The organism is Candidatus Poriferisodalis sp., assembly GCF_965237655.1.
Taxonomy (GTDB): domain Bacteria; phylum Actinomycetota; class Acidimicrobiia; order Acidimicrobiales; family Poriferisodalaceae; genus Poriferisodalis.
In genome coordinates, this window is sequence record NZ_CBDEGB010000002.1 from 123414 (window position 1) to 141074 (window position 17661).

11 protein-coding genes are annotated in these 17661 nt (G+C 64.6%); 8 read left to right on the forward strand and 3 right to left on the reverse strand.

Features of this window, described 5'->3' with window-relative positions; translation table 11 throughout:
• Window positions 1–351: 351 nt before the first annotated feature.
• Window positions 352–1272: a transposase gene (locus ACPXYO_RS08505; protein WP_423918991.1), complete on the forward strand. Its 921-nt coding sequence runs from the start codon at window positions 352–354 to the stop codon at window positions 1270–1272.
• On the opposite strand, the gene istB is transcribed toward ACPXYO_RS08505, so the two are convergent.
• Together istB and istA are read right to left on the reverse strand one after the other, a co-directional pair.
• Window positions 1226–1990 (reverse strand): IS21-like element helper ATPase IstB, encoded by a 765-nt coding sequence (gene istB, locus ACPXYO_RS08510; protein WP_423916039.1) that lies wholly within the window; start codon window positions 1988–1990, stop codon window positions 1226–1228. The genes ACPXYO_RS08505 and istB overlap by 47 nt on opposite strands.
• The gene (gene istA, locus ACPXYO_RS08515; protein ID WP_423918612.1) at window positions 1987–3471 is read right to left on the reverse strand and encodes an IS21 family transposase; all 1485 of its coding nucleotides are present in this window, start codon (window positions 3469–3471) and stop codon (window positions 1987–1989) included. Before istA ends, istB begins: the two co-directional genes overlap by 4 nt.
• Window positions 3472–3627: 156 nt before the next feature.
• Here istA and ACPXYO_RS08520 point away from each other — a divergent pair, with 156 nt between their 5' ends.
• Window positions 3628–4227 (forward strand): transposase, encoded by a 600-nt coding sequence (locus tag ACPXYO_RS08520; RefSeq protein WP_423918994.1) that lies wholly within the window; start codon window positions 3628–3630, stop codon window positions 4225–4227.
• A 134-nt stretch (window positions 4228–4361) separates the two neighbouring features.
• On the opposite strand, the gene ACPXYO_RS08525 is transcribed toward ACPXYO_RS08520, so the two are convergent.
• Window positions 4362–5933, reverse strand: a complete 1572-nt coding sequence (locus ACPXYO_RS08525) for an ATP-grasp domain-containing protein (protein ID WP_423918997.1) — start codon at window positions 5931–5933, stop codon at window positions 4362–4364.
• Window positions 5934–6617: 684 nt separating this feature from the next.
• Between ACPXYO_RS08525 and ACPXYO_RS08530 the strand changes: the two genes are divergently transcribed.
• From ACPXYO_RS08530 to ACPXYO_RS08555, 6 genes are all read left to right on the forward strand, one after another.
• The gene (locus tag ACPXYO_RS08530; RefSeq protein WP_423923790.1) at window positions 6618–8177 is read left to right on the forward strand and encodes a type I restriction-modification system subunit M; all 1560 of its coding nucleotides are present in this window, start codon (window positions 6618–6620) and stop codon (window positions 8175–8177) included.
• A complete protein-coding gene (locus tag ACPXYO_RS08535; protein ID WP_423918999.1) occupies window positions 8174–9319 on the forward strand; it encodes a restriction endonuclease subunit S in 1146 nt (381 codons plus the stop codon). The genes ACPXYO_RS08530 and ACPXYO_RS08535 overlap by 4 nt, the downstream gene beginning before the upstream one ends.
• Complete coding sequence (locus tag ACPXYO_RS08540) at window positions 9316–12786, forward strand: DEAD/DEAH box helicase family protein (RefSeq protein WP_423919002.1); 3471 nt, start codon at window positions 9316–9318, stop codon at window positions 12784–12786. The genes ACPXYO_RS08535 and ACPXYO_RS08540 overlap by 4 nt, the downstream gene beginning before the upstream one ends.
• Before the next feature lie 133 nt (window positions 12787–12919).
• Window positions 12920–14116 (forward strand): ISL3 family transposase, encoded by a 1197-nt coding sequence (locus ACPXYO_RS08545; RefSeq protein WP_423919005.1) that lies wholly within the window; start codon window positions 12920–12922, stop codon window positions 14114–14116.
• A gap of 153 nt (window positions 14117–14269) precedes the next feature.
• Complete coding sequence (locus tag ACPXYO_RS08550; RefSeq protein ID WP_423919008.1) at window positions 14270–15244, forward strand: AAA family ATPase; 975 nt, start codon at window positions 14270–14272, stop codon at window positions 15242–15244.
• 189 nt (window positions 15245–15433) lie between these two features.
• A complete protein-coding gene (locus ACPXYO_RS08555; RefSeq protein ID WP_423919011.1) occupies window positions 15434–17578 on the forward strand; it encodes a S8 family peptidase in 2145 nt (714 codons plus the stop codon).
• Window positions 17579–17661: the final 83 nt, after the last annotated feature.

Genomic DNA, 17661 nt, shown 5'->3' on the forward strand with positions numbered 1-17661 from the left:
CTAACACAACTAACGCGGCTCTTCGTCTTTGAGCGTGGGATGACGTGGTCGCCCCCAATTGATCGATCACCTTGGGTTCCTACGGCGAGCCGTAGATCAGCGTGAAGGAACGCTCGCTTGGGATGTATCAGTAGTCTGGGACATCTGCCTATGTGATGCCGCTTCGTCGGGTCTCGATTCAGCGGCATTGATGCCCCATGACGTGGCAGCAACTAACCCTGATTTTTCATGAGTCTGGTGGGCTTGGGTGTGTGAGTCCGCGGAAAAGCCCCTCTGATCTGCGACGATGCGTGTTGTCGAGGCACGCGGTCGGCAGTTCAGGGGGGCATCTCCGAGGTGAAACTTAGCAGTGTGACAAACGCGCGTCTGGCAGGCGGCGGGGATCGGGTGGTGTGGGGTGCGGGGCTGTTCGCTTTGGGCGGTTTCGCGGACCGGGTCGGGCTGACCGAGGCGCTGTCGGCGGCGGTGCCGCGCCGCGGCGAGCGCGCCCCGGTCCATGACCGGGGCCGGCTTTGGACGCATTTGCTGTTGGTGCTCGCCGGCGGCGGTGAGGCGTGCACAGATATCGAGCATCTGCGGTCTCAGCGGGAGCTGTTCGGGGCGGTGGGGTCGGACTCGACGCTGTATCGGGCGCTGCGGGGCATCGACGCCTCGGCGCTGGGCGGGCTGTGGGCAGCCGCGGCCGAGGCGCGTGAGCGAGTGTGGTCCCAGCGCCGCGGTTCGGGTCCGTTGGTGGTCGACATCGACTCGACGCTGGTGGAGGTCCACTCGCCCAACAAGGCGGGTGCGGCGCCGCATTTCAAGGGCGGGTACGGGTTCCACCCGATGATCTGCTCGACCGCGGACGGGGAGCCGTTGTGGGCGAAGCTGCGCCCGGGCAACGCGGCCGCGAACAGCATCGCCGATCACGTCGAGGTGCTCGACGCTGCGATATCGGTGCTGCCCGACGCTGACGCGGCAGGCCATCGGGCAGGCGACGATCTGGCGCTCGCAGGACGCGAGATGGTGCTGCGCTTGGACTCAGGAGGCTGTTCGGCGCGTATCGCCGCGGCGTGCAGGGACCGCAACGTGACGTTTTTCATGTCCGCCCGGGCCACAGCAGGCATCGACGCCGCGATCGCTGCGGTGTCAAGGGCCAGTGGGATCTGCCCAGTGGCGGACAGCAGGACTGCCCGTTGGTGGCCAACAGAACTGCCCGGTGGTGGCCAGGTGTTCTGCCCGTGGGTCAGTTGGTCAGTGGCGTCACCCCCTTGCCGGCGGTGGCTTGGGTGAGGCGGATGCTGTCGCCGGCGGTCATGACGACGTGGGCGTGGTGGAGCAGCCGGTCGACGGTGGCGTTGGCGATGGTCTTGGGCATGAGTTCGTCGAACCCGGCGGGGTGAAGGTTGCTCGACAGGGCGATGGAGCGTTTCTCGTAAGCGGCGTCGACGACCCGGTAGAGCGCCTCGGCGGTCTCGGTGGTGACTGGGAGCAGGCCGATGTCGTCGATCACGATGACGTCGGAGCGCATGATCCGCCGGATGGCCTTGGCGGCGGTGTCGTCGGCGCTGTGGCGGCGCACGAGCGCGCCGAGGTGCTCGAGACTGAACCAGGACACCTTGTGGCCGGCATCGACGGCGGCCTGGCCGAGCGCTTCAAGGAAGTGCGTCTTGCCTGTGCCTGATGGTCCGCACACGACGAGGTTCTCGTGGCGGTGGATCCACTCCAGGGTGCGTAGCGCCCGCTGGGTCGGCGCCGGGATCGAGCTGACGGTTCCGTCCCAGATGTCGAAGGTCTTGCCGGTGGGGAACCCGGCCGCTTTGCGCCGGGCCCGGATTGAGGATGCTTGGCGGCCGGCGAGCTCCTCGGCCAGCAGTGCCCTCATTGCTTCGGCCGGTTCCCAGCGTTGTGCCTTGGCGGTGGCCAACAGGTCCGGTGCTGCGGCGCGCATGTGGGGTAGGCGCAGGGCGCGGAGCAAGTCGACGACCTCGTCGATCGGCGCTGGGTTCATCGGTCGCCTCCGAGGCGACCCCAAGCGGCGGTGCCGGGCTGCAGCGAGTGCGCGTCATCGGCGCGCCGGGGTTGTCCGGGCGGGTCAGCAGCCAGGATCGAGGCCAGGTCGCCGTCTGCGAAGCGGCCGAACATCGCGGAGTGGCCGAGCGCCCAATCAACGCGGACCTGGCCGTGGAGGCGGGCAAGGGTGACGGCTTGGGCCATCTTGACCTTCATGCGGGTCGTGCCCGCGGCGGCTGCTTCAACGAGCCAGGTGCGGGCGCCGTCTCCGATGGCGAGGAACTCGGTCTCGGCCGCGCTCGTCGGCTTCGGACGCCGCGCCAGTGGCCCAGCCGGGCGTGGCGGGTAGTGGGCGTCGTCGATCATCGGATGCCCGGGTGTCGAACTCTGGTGGCGGGCGACCTCGATTGGGCCTGACGGTGCGCAGTGGGTGACGACGACCTGGTCACCGTCGACGCGCACCCACACCGTCTCATCGGCGAGGGTGTGCGGGACCGAGTAGGTCACGCCGCCGAAGCTGACCGTGGAGCTCCAAGAGACTTTCCGGGTCTCCCCGAGCGCTGCCGTGTATGGGCGTTCGGGCAGCGCGTGCAGCCGGTGCCGTTCCTCGGTGAGCATCTCCACCGGCGCCCGCCGGGTCACCCGATGGACCCGCTCGTTCACCTCAGCGGTGAACGCCTCGCAGGCCTCGACCAGCTCGGCCCAACTGGCGTAGTCGCCGCGCAGGTTCGCGTCGGTTGGCACCAAGTCGGCCTTGGCGACCCGCACCGTCGCCTCGCTGCCGCCTTTGGATTCAGGGTCCGCCGGCACACACGTCGCGACCGTCACGCCGTAGTGGCCGCCGACCGCAACGATCTCCGGATGGCGCACGGCGATCCCGGCGACGTGGTCGATCGTGACCGTGCGCTCGTTGTCGGTGAGCCAATACGTCGCAGCGCCGCCAAAGGCTCGCATCGCCCGATCCACACAGGCGATCACCGTGGGCAGGGTGCGGTCCCAGGTCGCGATCACCACCCGGAACCTCGACCACGCCAGCCACGCGCAAAACAGATTCGTCCGCCGCCCGGCGATGACCGGGCCCGCGCCCCAGTCCCACTGCGCCCACATGCCCGGCTCGGGGATCCACGGCCGATACACCCGCCGCCGACCCGCCCGGAAGCTCTTCTTGGCCTCCGCCACTGCTCGGCGCACCGTGCGATCCGAACCCTCGAACCCCAACGCTTTCAGCTTGGCGTGGCAACGATCGGCGCGGATCTTGCCACAGGAGCGCTCCACCCACTCCTCGATCTTCGGCAGCCACGGATCGATGATCCGTTTCCGCCGCACCGGGCCCACACCCCCCAGCCGACCCTCGTCGCGCTCAGCCACATACGCGGCGACGGTGTGATGCGAACAACCGGCCAGCTCGCCGGCATCCCGGAACGACCCAGTCAGGTCGAACGCTTCCAACATGTTCATGATTTCCTCGCGAGACTTCACTTGCTCCTCCTGCTCGATGGTCACGGTTGTGGTGACCGGCTATTCGAGTAGGAGGAGCACCCCGCCGCGGTGCACCCCGACGGGAAATGGACTTCAACGCGGGCAGTTCTGTTGGCCGCCGCTGGGCAGAACCGTCGGCCGCCAGCGGGCAGCTACATGGCCGCCACTGGGCAGGATCTCATGGCCGCCGACACTGCGGCCCGCTGCGACCCAGGGCGGTGGACGCCGGGGGTGCCGAACCCCAAACAGCGGCATCCCAAAGCGCACGTCGCCGAGCTCACCGACCTGGTGGACCTGTCGGGCTGGCCAGCGCGGACACGGCTGATCATCCGACGCGAGCCCTTGCATCCGGGCGCGCAGCGCAGCCTGTTCGCGTCCGAGAACTTCCGCTACTGGGGATTCCTCACCGACGCTGCGGGCAGCCCCGCCCGGCTCGACCGTCTCATGCGCAAGCACGCCGACGTCGAGGACGCCATAGCCCGCCTCAAAGACAGCGGACTGGCCCGCATGCCCTTCACAGCCTGGGACGCCAACTGTGCATGGGCAGCGCTGTGCATGATCAGCGCCGCGCTCGTGCACTGGTTCCAGACACAGCGCCTTGCCGGACCGCTCAAACGCGCGGCACCCAAACGGCTCCGCTGGCAGCTGTGGCACCTGCCCGCGCTCGTATGCGAAACCGGCCGACGCACCTGGCTGCGGCTCCCCACCGCACACCCCGGCACCCGAAGCCTGCTCGCCGCCCAGCACCCCAACTGAGCACCCCGCACCCCCAGCCGCCAACAGCGCCGCTCACGCGGCGGCCGACCCGTCGCGCCCACACACCCATGTCAGGGTCCAACACCGGCCCTGCGACCACCCCAGCGGCACCAAACAACACCCACCGGGTCCCGTCAAGCCGACAAACCCGCCCGACACACCAAAACACAACCCATAAACCCTGAACAGGCATTCTCGTGAATAATCAGGGCTAATGCGGCGAGGAGCAACAGGGATAGTCCGCGTGAGAACCATGCACGTGCTTGCATCAGGTCGGTGTGTTTCTTCTTTGAAGTCCACAGAGCGAGTCTTCGGCCGGCCTCTTCTTCCTCGACCACAGTGACGACGGATTCTCGCGGTCCAGGCTGGGCAAGATCCTGCCCCTTAGCGTGCCTATAGAATCCAACGCGGTCAATCTGAGTGGCCTCGAATGCCGCTATTGCAAGAGATGCGAATGCTCCAGCCACAGGTGCCACGAGTGTAAGAAGCCAGAGGCTGTGTTCAAGCGCGAACTGCAGTTGATAGCCCGTGAGCGCTGCCGACACAGCGACAGTCGCGAGAGTTGTGCGGAGCAGGCGTGCCGCTTTGTCCTCCGCCGTGCGGGCAGCTGCTATTGATTCATCGTTTGCGCGGCGTACGACGGAGAGGGCCTCAGGAGATCTTGCCGCCAAGGACGCCCACGGCGGTTCCGCATATACAGGTGCGCGTGTACCATCATTGCTTGGTGCCTTGCCGGCGCGGCCTAGATCCCACAAGATGCGCTTGTGGGGCCTAGCCCAGTGCCCAGCAGTGAGTTCGGTTCGGGGCCTCTCACAGAGGTGGTCAGCGAGTGCCGGGGGAATGACGTCTTGCGAATCGCGGAGAAATGCCCATGCTCCTGCTGGATTTGCTTCCAAGAAAACCGGGCCTTCGGGTGTATCGAGCCAGTCTTGTACGCACGTCGTAAGACCAAGTGCAAGACATAAATCCACCGCGTCTTGCTTGATCGATGGATACGCTACGTGCTCGAAGTCGAGACCACTTGGGTCGACAGCACGCCAGTCGATTGTGTCAGCCTCGCGAATTCGCCGCCATGTCCAAGTTTGATTGCCGATAATAACAACCCTGAGGTCGGCCAAAGCGGAAACGACCAATTCTTGAAGTAGCACGGGTAAAGCACTGACGTTGCTGAGGTCATCGTGTGCAACTTCACTGACGTGCGGGACGATTCCTGCGCCTGGAGAGAGAGGCTTAGCTATAAGGCGCAAGTCGTTACAAAGACGCGTCGCCTCCGTGAGGTCATTGGTCACGAGCGATCGGGGAATCCTAATTTGAAGCCTGGATGCCGTGCCAAGTTGATACAGCTTGCGTTCAGCGCGGGCGACCCTGTGCGGCTCGTCCACCCATCTGACTCCGCAACCGACCAATCCGCCGATCAAGATATGGCGTGTTTCGTCACGTACCAGTTGTGCCTCATCGGTGTCGAATCCATCGACGTTGGGAGACCCGAGTCGGTGATACCACACAGAGGTCGAGGTTGACACCTGCCACTCCGCGGCGTCACGACGGATTCGAAACTCACCGGGTCGAATGTTCACGGTCGAGCCAAGGAGACCTGATGCATCGAGACGCAGACAGGTTGCCCCACGTGTAGTCACGGCATGCTCGACTAAGTCCGCATGTCGGCCACCGGGGTTGTCCAGTATCAGGACATCGAGTTTGGCCATCGTACGTGGGGGCACCTGGTATCTAGTCGGCGCTCTCACCTCGAGTACGCGTGTCGTCCTCACCGTTGGCGGCCGCCTCTCCGCGGACCCTGGTTACGTCGCGCTTTGGCGGATCGGGTCGTCGAGGTGATGGCCGTGACGGTTCGGGCCTCTTTGGTGCAGGTCGTGCAGGTGGTCGGGACGGATTCGGATTCGGCCGATTTGCATCGGTGATTGTGGCTGTCTCGCCGCGCGCGTCGGTCACTCCCCGCACGGCAATGACGCTGTGGTCAAGTAGCTCTGGGCTTGTCGTCCGGGTACCGCCATGCAAAGCGAGGTCAGCCGGTGGCTCTGGTGGTGGCTCGGGAGTTTCTCCACGCACGAAGGTGTCGTCTCCGTTGCCTCCGGGATTCTCTTGACCGTCCCAGAGTCTGCCCAGCACCGTTCTACGTGTCATGTCCGAAGACTACCGCCATGTGGTTTGCATACAGCTTGCCTTGAGGCCACAGCTAGCACGAGGCGTTGGACCGCTCCAGGGCGACCTGCTCGATGTCGTCGCGGTTGATGGGTCGCCATCAACTTTGGCTTTGCTGGTTCCTGGTACGCAATCTGGGACGAGTCGTACGCCGGAGTAGCGTGCGGCGCTGGCAGCGTGTGATTCGTAATGCTGCGACACCGTTGGTGGATCGGCTGAAATGGACGGTCATAGTGACGGGTGAGCTGAAGCGGCAGATCGATGCGGTGTGGAACGACTTCTGGTCGGGGGGCATCTCGAACCCGCTGGAGGTGATGGCGCAGCTCACCTACCTGCTGTTCATCAAGGCGCTCGACGAGCAGCAGACCCTGGCGGAGAACAAGGCGAACCGCACGGGCGAGCCGATCCCGGCCGAGGACGACATCTTCCCCGAGGGGCGGGAGTTCCGGCCTGAGGGGCGCACTGAAGGTCGGCCGTACGGCGACCTTCGCTGGTCGAGGTTCAAGAATCGCCCTGCAGCCGAGATGTTCGACATCGTGGAGAACTACGTGTTCCCGTTCCTGTCGAAGCGGGCCGGCGAGAGCACCCATGCCAAGCACATGACCGGTGCCAAGCTCACGATCCCAACACCTGGGCTGTTGCAGAAGGCGGTGGACGGGCTCGACGCAGTCGAGATGAAGGACCGCGACACCAAGGGCGATGTCTACGAGTACATGCTCTCGAAGATCGCCACGGCCGGCCAGAACGGCCAGTTCCGCACGCCGCGGCACATCATCCAGTTGATGGTCGAGATGATGGCGCCCCAGCCCGACGACGTGATCTGTGACCCAGCCAGTGGTACTTGCGGATTCCTGGTGGGCGCCGGGGGGTACGTCCGTCGCGAGCATCCCAGCGCTCTCACGAGCCCCGGCCCAGCGAAGCACTTCCACGACGGGATGTTCTCCGGCTATGACTTCGACAACACGATGCTGCGCATTGGGTCGATGAACATGCAACTCCACGGAGTGCAGAACCCGAACATCAGCTACCGGGACTCGCTTGCCGAGGACCACGCCGACGACGCCGAGGCCTACAGCCTGATCCTCGCCAACCCGCCGTTCGCAGGATCGCTCGACTACGAGGGCACGGCCAAGGGCCTCCTGCAGGTTGTCAGGACCAAGAAGACCGAGCTGCTGTTTGTGGCGCTGTTCCTGCGGCTGCTCAGGCCAGGCGGTCGTACAGCGGTCATCGTTCCCGACGGCGTGCTGTTCGGTTCGACCAAGGCGCACAAGGAGCTCCGGCGAATCTTGGTCGAGGATCAGAAGCTAGATGGGATCGTGTCGCTGCCCGCTGGCGTGTTCAAGCCGTACTCAGGGGTCTCGACTGCGATCCTCCTGTTCACCAAGACTGACTCAGGCGGTACCGACCTCGTCTGGTTCTACGACCTCCATGCCGACGGCTACAGCCTCGACGACAAACGTGACCGGCTGCTCGACGAAGCGAAGCTCGGCGTGCTCGTCGAAGAAGTGCTGACAGTGGACGAGCACGAGAAGAACAACCTCCCGGATGCGTTCGCCCGTTGGCTGGAGAGAAATGGCACAGAGTTGGAACGGGCGCCGACGGAGCAATCGTTCTGTGTGTCGAAGGCCGACATCGCGGCTACCGACTACGACCTCAGTATCAATCGCTACAAGGAGGTCGTCTACAACCAGATTGAGACACCGCCACCGGCGGTGCTGATTGAAGAGATCGAGCAGCTTGAGATGGAGATTCGAACGGGACTCAAGGAACTCAAGGTGATGATTTCGTGAGTCCCGAACTTGTTGCGCTCGGGGAGGTCTGCGACATCACCATGGGTCAAGCTCCCAAGGGCGACACCTACAACACTGATGAGCTTGGCTGGCCTCTCATCGCCGGAGCCGGCGATTTTGGTGAGTTGCATCCGGCCATACAAAAGTTCACCACTGCCGCCAAGGCACGCCTATGTGAGCCTGGCGATCTCGTTCTGGGCATTCGCGCATCGATTGGCGAGAAGGTTCTTGCCGATTCGGTGTACTGCCTCGGCCGAGGTGTTGCCGGGCTTAGGCCCAAAGAGCCGCTGGACACGCGTTACCTATGGCACTGGATCAGCTTTGGCTCACATGAGCTAGCGCAAAAGGGAAGAGGCGCAACCTTCAAGCAAGTCAATAGGTCTGACCTCGCCGGCTGGAAGATTCCATTGCCCCCGATTGAGGAGCAGCGGCGAATTGCGGCGGTGCTCGATGCAGCTGAGGCGCTTTGGGCGAAGCGGCGTCAGGCGCTCGCCAAGCTCGACATCCTGACGCAGGCCATCTTCGTCGACATGTTTGGCTCGGGTGACGGCGAGGTGAGATCGCTTGGGGACCTCGGCGAAGTGCAGGGAGGGCTCCAAGTATCGGCAAGACGCAAGGGGCGCCCCATTCAAGTGCCGTACTTGCGAGTCGCGAACGTCTACAGAGGCGGTTTGGAGCTTTCGGTGGTGAAGACGCTCCGGGTCTCGGCGCGTGAGCTCGCACGTACGCGCCTCGAGGAGGGCGATCTCCTCGTCGTTGAGGGGCACGGAAACAAGGATGAGATCGGACGTGTCGGGATGTGGGACGCGTCGATCGATCCTTGCGTGCACCAGAACCATCTCATCCGCGTTCGATGTGACCGCAGTCGACTGCTGCCGCGCTTCGCCGAGGCCTTCATGAACAGCTGGGTTGGCAGGCGAGCGCTGCTGCGAGCGGCGAACACCACCTCCGGGTTGAACACGATCTCGACAAGCGACGTTCGAAGTGTCGAAGTGCCCGTTCCAGCGCTTGCAGATCAGCAACGATTCGTTGGGGCCGCGAAGCGCATCGATCAGCACCGTCTGGTGCTGATGAGGTCTGCTGCCGAGATCGACACGCTGTTCGCTTCACTGCAGCAGCGGGCGTTTCGGGGGCACCTGTGAGCGAGTCGCAGTTCTCGTTCCTCGCAGCTGAGTTCAAGCCTGAATTCGAGTCGGCGTCGCAGGCCGAGGGTTACTCGCTTTCGGACCCGGGTGCTGCCGTCATCTATGCGAGGAAGTGCTTGGAATCCGCTGTCAAGTGGGCGTACCAGCATGACCGGTCGCTGCCTCAGCCGTATGACGACTCGCTCAACGCGCTGCTGAATGAGCCGGCGTTCAAAGCGTTGGAGGGTGGCCGGGTCTTCGACGTGGCGCGCAAGATTCAGCGAGCCGGGAATCGTGCGGTGCATGAGTCGAAGGCGCCTTCGAAGTTGGAGACGGTCGAGATCGTCTCGGCGCTGTTTCGATTCTGCTTCTGGCTGGCGTTCACCTACGGCCGTACCTCGAAGCCGGAATCGTCGCTGCGCTTCAATCCACATCGGCTGCTCGAAGCCGGCACGACCGGGCAGGCGTCGCTGCGTGAACGCCAGCAGCTTGAGGAGCGGCTTGCGCATGAGTCAGCGGAGCTCGCCGCTGCACAGATGCGGTTGGCCGAATCGACCCAAACCGCCGAGGAACTGAACGCCGAACTGGCGAAGCTGCGGGCGGAGGTCGCCGCGGCGAAGAAGAAGGCTGCCGAAACGGTTCCGCACGAGGCGTTCGACTGGTCCGAGGCTGAGACACGCAAGTTCAAGATCGACGCCTTGCTGGCTGAGGCGGGCTGGACCGGTTTCACCAAGGGCCACGACATCGAGTACGAGGTCCACGGCATGCCGACGGACTCGGGCGTGGGCTACGTCGACTATGTGCTGTGGGGTGCCGATGGGCTGCCGTTGGCGGTGGTGGAGGCCAAACGGGCGCTAGTCGATCCTCAGGTGGGCCAGCAGCAGGCGAAGCTGTACGCCGACTGCTTGGAGAACCAGACCGGGCAGCGGCCGGTCATCTATTGCAGCAACGGTTACGAGCACTGGCTGTGGGACGACACCCAGTACCCGGCCCGGCGAGTGCAAGGGTTCAGCACCCGCGACGAACTGGCGTTGCTCATCGGGCGGCGCACCGCCCGCACCTCGCCGGCGTCGCTGGCCATCAGCGAGCTGATCGTGGACCGCCCCTACCAGCAGCGGGCCATCCGCGCCATCGCAGAGCACTTCGAGCGTGACAATCAACGCAAGTCGCTGCTGGTGATGGCCACCGGCGCAGGCAAGACCCGAACGCTGATCGCGTTGACGGATTTGTTGATGCGCGCCGGATGGGTGAAGCGGGTGCTGTTCCTGGCCGACCGCACGGCGCTGGTGAACCAGACGGTGAACGCGTTCAAGGCGCACCTGCCCGATGCGGCGCCCGTGAACCTGGTGACCGAGGGCAACGTGGACGGCCGGGTATACGTGTCCACTTATCAGACGATGGTCGGCAAGATCGACGAGTACCGGGCCGACGGGACTCGCCGGTTCGGGGTGGGGCACTTCGACCTGGTGGTGATCGACGAGGCGCACCGGTCGGTGTACCGCAAGTACCGGGGCATCTTCGAATACTTCGACTCGCTGCTGGTGGGCCTGACCGCCACCCCCAAAGACGAGGTCGACAAGAACACCTACGACCTGTTCGACCTCGAGACCGGGGTGCCGACCGACGCCTATTCGCTGGACGAAGCCATCGACGACGGCTACCTGGTGCCGCCCCGAGGGGTGGCGGTGCCTCTCAAGTTCGTGCGCGAGGGCATCCACTACGACGAGCTCAGCGAGGACGAGAAGGACGACTGGGACGAGCTCGACTGGGGTGAGGACGACGACGGCAGCCCGCTGGCACCGCCCACCGAGGTGGATGCAGCGGAACTCAACAAGTGGCTGTTCAACAAGGACACCGTCGACCGGGTGCTCGAATATCTGATGACCGATGGCATCAAGGTGGCCGGCGGCGACCGGTTGGGCAAGACGATCATCTTCGCCAAGAACCAGCGCCATGCCAAGTTCATCAAGGAACGCTTCGATGCCAACTACCCGGCGCTGGACGCTGGGAACTTCGCTCGGGTCATCACCCACCAGACCAAGTACAGCCAGAGCCTCATCGACGACTTCTCCAACCGGTCCAAGGCGCCGCACATCGCGATCAGCGTGGACATGCTGGACACCGGCATCGACGTGCCGGAGGTGGCCAACCTCGTGTACTTCAAGCCGGTGCGCTCGAAGACCAAGTTCTGGCAGATGCTCGGCCGCGGCACTCGGCTGTGCCCGAACCTGTTCGGCCCCGGCAGGCACAAGACGCACTTCAAGGTGTACGACTTCTGCGGGAACCTCGAGTACTTCAGCCACCCGCTGGAGAATGCGGAGGCTTCGAGCGGGAAGTCGCTGAGCGAGATTCTGTTCTGCGCTCGGCTGGAGCTGTTGCAGGCGCTCGACGGCATAGCGGCGCTCGGCGACGAGCGAGCTGAGATCGCAGCCACGCTGCACCGGACCGTGGCGTCGATGAACCCCGACAACTTCTTGGTGCGCCCCCACTTGGAGCTGGTGGAGCGGTTCAGGCGCCTCGATGCGTGGGAGACGGTCTCGCTTGGGGACCTTGCCGCGCTGGCTGATCGGGTAGCCAAGCTGCCCGACCAGCTCGACGCCGACAGCGAGGAAGCCAAGCGCTTCGACATGGTGATGCTGAACGCCCAGTTGGGCTTGCTCACCCATGTGCCATTCGAACGGCAGCACACCCGCATCCTCAGCATCGCGTCTGCGCTGGAGGACCTCGGCACCGCCATCCCAGCGGTGGCTGCGCGGCTGGAGCTGATCTTGGACATCCAGACCGACGAATGGTGGGCCGATGTCACCTATCCGATGCTGGAGGATGCCCGCAAGCGGCTGCGTGACCTCGTTCACCTGATCCAGCACACCGCCAAGAACGTGCTCTACAGCGACTTCACCGACGAGCTCGGCCAAGCCACCGAGGTGGAGCTTCCCGGCACCGGTGGCGGCGGTGGCGGTGGCGGCACGGAGGGCGGCGATGCTGGCGACGGGACCGGCCGTGCGGGCAGCGACGAGTTCGCCCAATTCCGCAAGAAGGCGCAGCACTTTCTCACGGAGCATCTGGCCGAGGGCGTGGTGGCCAAGGTCCGCAGCGGCGAGCCGCTGACCCCGGCCGACATGGACGACCTCCAGCGAGTGCTCGTGGCCGCGGGCATCGGTGACACCGACACATTCGCCGAGGCCTCCCAGCGTGCGGGTAGCTTCGGGCTGTTCATCCGATCGCTGGTCGGCTTGGACCGGGCCGCCGCCAAGCGGGCCTTCGCCAAGTTCCTCGACGACAAGCGTTACAGCGCCAACCAGATCCGCTTCGTCGAGATGGTCATCAACTTCCTCACTGAGCACGGCGCCATCGACCCCGGTCGCGTCTTTGGCTCGCCGTTCACCGATGTCGCCCCCGAGGGCCCCGAGACCATCTTCGTGTCCGACGACGTGGACGAGTTCTTCGAGATCGTCAAGCACTTCCGCGACACCGCCACCGTGTGACCTGCTGACGTCGTGGTTCTTGTTTCTGAGCCTGCGCGGAAACGTGGGGATTGGGGTGGTTGAGGGTCCCTGAGCAGGGGTCGAGGCCCTGCTGGGATCGGTGATTGCAAGATCACGATCCAGGAGGGCCTCGATGGCTGCCGATGTTATGCGGGTGCGGTTGCACCTGCGTCAGATACGCGTGCTGAGTGTGCTGGTCGACGAGGTCGACGAGCTGTGTGTGGAGGTCGCGTCCACGGTCCGGCGGGCTCGGTGCCCGGGGTGCGGGCTGGGCGGCGCGGGGGTGCATGACACGCGTCGCCGCGAGATTCGCGATCTGGAGGTGTCGGGTCGGCTGGTGACGCTGGTGTGGCTTAGGCGCCGGTTCGTTTGCGGTGACTGCGACAGGCGCTGGGTGGAGGACCACCCCGAGTTCGAGGGCCGCTTGACGCGGCGTCTGGCGCGCAGGCTGGTCACCGACGCCAAGGTGATGCCGATCCGAGCGGTGGCTCGCCGTCACAAGGTGGGCTGGCACGCGGTGATGACACTGGTGGCGAGCTGGTCGGCGCTGGTCGCGTGCCATCGCCGCGGTCGCCGCTGCCGGGTGCTGCTGGTCGATGAGACCTCGATGCGCAAACGGCACCGCTATGTGACGGTGATCCAAAACGGCGACACCGGCGAGATCCTGGCCATGGTCCCCCACCGCAGCGCAGCGGCGCTTTCGGGGTTCCTGGCAGCTCAGGGGCCTCGCTGGTGCAAAGGCGTCAAGGTCGTGGTCTCAGACGGCTCCAAGGCGTACAAGGCCGCCATCGAGGACCGCCTCGGCCACGCCCGTCACGTGCTGGACCGGTTCCATGTGATCCGCTGGTTCAGCGCCGGGCTGACAGCTGTGCGCCGCGACGTCCAGCGCCGACAGCCGCCCGGCGTCAAGCCCGCGTTCGACCGCGAGGTGTTCCGGTCACGGTTCTTGCTGCTGCGCCGCGGCGACCAGCTCAACCCAGCCGACCGTGCACGCCTCGAGAAGCTCTTCGACGACCATCCCCGCCTGCGAGCAGCCTGGGAAGCCCTCCAGGAACTGCACGGCCTCTACCTCGCCGACGACGAACAAGGCGCCCTGGCCGCCCTGGACCGGTTCGCCGATCTCTACGCCACCGGCGAGCTGCCCGAGTTCAGCTCCGTCGTGGACACCGTCATCGCCTGGTCCACCGAGATCCTCGCCTGGCACCACACCGGCCGACCTTCGAACGGCCGAATCGAAGGTGCCAACAACCTCCTCCAAGTGCTGCGAAGAACCGCCCACGGCTTCACCAACCCCGCCAACTTCGCCGCCCGCGGCATCCTCACGACATAATGACCCCCACCGATCCCGGCAGTCCCAATCCCACAAAACCGCGCAGGGCCTTGTTTCTCGCTTGGAACCGCGCGCCGCCTGAGCTAGACCGTCAATGACCGCCGTCTGCCTCGGCTCTAGGCTCGAAGCTGCGACGCGGACCCGGAGGGGTGCATGGCTGGCCGTGATCTCAAGGAGCTGTTCCGCGCGTTCCGCAACGCTGACGAGTTGGCGTTTCGTCGGGCGGCGAACACGATCATCGAAGAGGAAGAGGCGCGCCATCACGTTGCGCTCGCTCGCGATTTGCGCAAGATCCTTGCCAGCGGTGAGTCCATCGACATCGGCCAGGGCGATGTTCGGCTGGTGCCTCCCCCGACCGACCCCGATCAAGGTTGGGATCTTGCGACCCTCCAGCACCCGGAGCGCTACCTCGGCAACCTTGTCCTCCGCCCCGCGGTACGGAAAGTGCTGACCGACCTTGCCAAGGAAGTCCCTGAATGGAGTCGGCTTGAGGGGCTCGGTGTGCCTCGTCGCAACCGGGTCATCTTCTACGGCCCGCCTGGTTGCGGAAAGACTTCTGCAGCCGAGGCGCTTGCGGCCGAGCTTGGCGTGCCGCTCGTCGTGGTTCGGCTCGATGCGATCGTGTCGTCGTACCTCGGACAGACGGCGGGCAATCTCAGGCGGATCTTCGAGTACGCAAGCTCCGCACAGTGGGTCGTGCTGTTCGACGAGTTCGATGCGCTCGGTCGTGAACGGAGCGATCCCAGCGAGCATGGCGAGATCAAGCGAGTCGTGAATTCGTTCCTCCAGCTGCTCGACTCGTACGAGGGTCCCGGCATGCTGATTGCTGCGACAAACCACGAAGAGACTCTGGACCGAGGACTATGGCGGCGCTTCGACGAGGTGGTCGAGTTTCCGCTGCCCACGGTCAGGGAGATCCGATCGCTCCTTCGGCGAGGCCTCAAGCACGTCAAGGCGGAGCCGCTGCCCATCGACGAGATGGGAACCGAGCTGCGCGGTCTGCCCCACGCAGCCGCCGAGGCAACTGCGTGGACGGCGATACGGATCGCAGTGAGAAACAACCGGACGGCCGTGTCGGTCGACGATCTCACGGAGGCGGTCGCAGCGACGAAACGGCGCCGCTGGTAATTCGTGCCGAGACATCTTCCGTTGCCGCGGCCGCACGATGTCGGATCACGCCGTGCACAGCTGGCGGGAGCCGGCGACGCGCCGCGGCCCGAGCACCGCTCCCATGGCAAGAGACTCCAAGCGAGTCTCGAGCTAGCGCTCGCCCCTCCACAAGTACCAGCGCGTGTAGGAGGAATCGACCCGAGGCTGGTGTTCAAGATTCGCGCGACTTCACGACTCACTGATAGCGACCTCCGGAACAAAGGGCTCCAGCACCTCGGTGAATCTTCGGGCTGGGACTACTTCGTCTTGCCACACGACGAGAATGCGACCACCTTCCGGGAGGCACTTGAGACGTACCGGCGCAGTGCTCAGGGCAAGTCGGTCTTCGAGCTGATCGACGACATCGAGCCGTACGGCCCCGAGGATCGACGAGGTCCAGGCATCGAGTCAGATCAGGCGCTCACGTTCCCGCTGCTGGTCGATGTTCATCTCTGGCCAGCTTCGACGGGCATGGAGGCGAGGGAGCGCCTCGCGGCTGTCCGGACCTTGCTGCGTGAACAAGAACTCGCGGCAGACGAGCAGCCCGCTTTCCTGCTGGTGCGTGCGTCGGTAGATGAAGCGACGCTGGATGAACTGCTCTTGGTTTCTGCAGTCGAACGTGTCCGCGTGCCGCCGAGCCCCTACTTGTCTCCCAGCGACTGGATAGGCCCATCAGCTCTGGACGCCGTCGAACAGCCGCCCTCGCGTTCCGGCGTTGTTGGCGTGATCGACGATGGTGTGTTGACCGGGCACCCGCTCCTCCAAGGACTTGTAGATGGCTTCGAGGTTCCGGCTGAACGCGCTTGGCAACCTCCCACACAGCACGGGACCATGGTCGCTGGCCTCGCGGCTTACGGGGACTTTGAGAGTGCTTTGGGGGATGGAGCCCCGCTGCCTTCGCCCATTCGGGTAATTGCGGCCCGAGTTGTCGAGGATTCGACGGGATATGGCGCGGCGACGTTTCCCACAGCGACACCGGAGCATCGGATCCTTGAGGCGGCGATTCGCGAAATTGTTCGGCGCGGTGCACGGGTGATCAACATTTCACTCGCAGACCGGTCGCGGTACGCAGGACCCCATGTGGATCACCGCACCGAGATGCTGGACCAGCTTGCGCGGGAACTGGACGCCGTCATTATCACGGCGTCAGGGAACGTAGGGGAAGCACTCCTTCCTGATGTCGAACACTTGCATTCCGGCCATCCGGATCACCTGATGTCCGACGAATGCCGGGTGGCCGAGCCCGCGATCGCCGCCAACTGCCTCACTGTCGGGAGCGTCGCACGATCCAGTCAAGGTGCGCATCCCGACGGTGATACGCCGCCGCAGCTTCGAGCCGTTGCCGAAGTCGACCAGGTGTCACCGTTCTCACGTTCTGGGCCGGGCTTCCGCCCTAAGGGCTCCGTGAAACCGGACCTCGTGCACTACGGCGGCAATCTCGTAAGCCAGGCCAGGCTGTCGCAGCGAACGCTGTCCAACACGAATGTTGGAGTTGCTGCGATCTCACTCGGGTTTCCCGACCTGTTCCATGCGTCGAGCGGTACGTCGCTTGCGGCACCGCGCGTCGCCAGAATCGCCGCCGTCGTTCGTGACGAGTATCCGGAGGCCTCGGCAAATCTGACCAGAGCACTTGTCGGGCTCTCGGCACGAGTACCGACTCCACACAAGACGACGAGCACTGCCAAGGCCGCAGAGGTCGCGAAACATCTAGGTCTTGTCGGTTACGGACTTCCAGATGAGCGACGCGCGGTCGAATCGCTTCAGCACAGGGTGGTGATGACGTTCGATGGAGACATTGAGACGGACACGAGCGTCATACATCCGATTCCCGTGCCCGAGGAATTCGCCGCGGGCAAGTCAGATCGGACCATCGCGATTGCCCTCGCCTACGATCCGCCGACGCGTCGCTTTCGCCGCGAGTATCTGGCAGGTCGTATGCGAATCGATCTGTACCGGGCATTCGACTTGGACGAGCTGCGAGCAATCATGGCGAGGCAGCCGACGAATGCCGACAAGTTGAACCTGCCGAGTGATCGGCGACGGGTGCAGCACTTGAAGCCATCCACGAACGCGGTCCGCTTCTCGACACTTCAAGTGCGACGGTGGCATGCGTCAGCTGCCACGTCCCTCGACCCGAACGATGGGGAGACCTACTACCTCGTTGTGACTCACGTCAGCGAACCTTGGTCTGAGCTAGCGGAGCCGGGATACAACCGGCAGCGTTACGGCCTCGCTGTGGAATTGGAGGACCGTGAACGGCAACAGATCAACATTCTCGAACGAGTTCGGGCACGCCTACGCGCCATTGTCTGAGCCTCGATGTTGGTCGTCGGCCGCTTCCGCGTGAAGCGAAGCTCGAGACTTCACGAGTCATGAGGTGAAGCGCCCGGCGTCGC

Bases quoted from the DNA above. Each gene is read 5' to 3' on its own strand.
- istB (WP_423916039.1), bottom strand. From the start codon at position 1,990: ATGAACCCAGCGCCGATCGACGAGGTCGTCGACTTGCTCCGCGCCCTG.
- ACPXYO_RS08520 (WP_423918994.1), top strand. From the start codon at position 3,628: ATGGCCGCCACTGGGCAGGATCTCATGGCCGCCGACACTGCGGCCCGC.
- ACPXYO_RS08525 (WP_423918997.1), bottom strand. From the start codon at position 5,933: ATGGCCAAACTCGATGTCCTGATACTGGACAACCCCGGTGGCCGACAT.
- ACPXYO_RS08545 (WP_423919005.1), top strand. From the start codon at position 12,920: ATGGCTGCCGATGTTATGCGGGTGCGGTTGCACCTGCGTCAGATACGC.
- ACPXYO_RS08550 (WP_423919008.1), top strand. From the start codon at position 14,270: ATGGCTGGCCGTGATCTCAAGGAGCTGTTCCGCGCGTTCCGCAACGCT.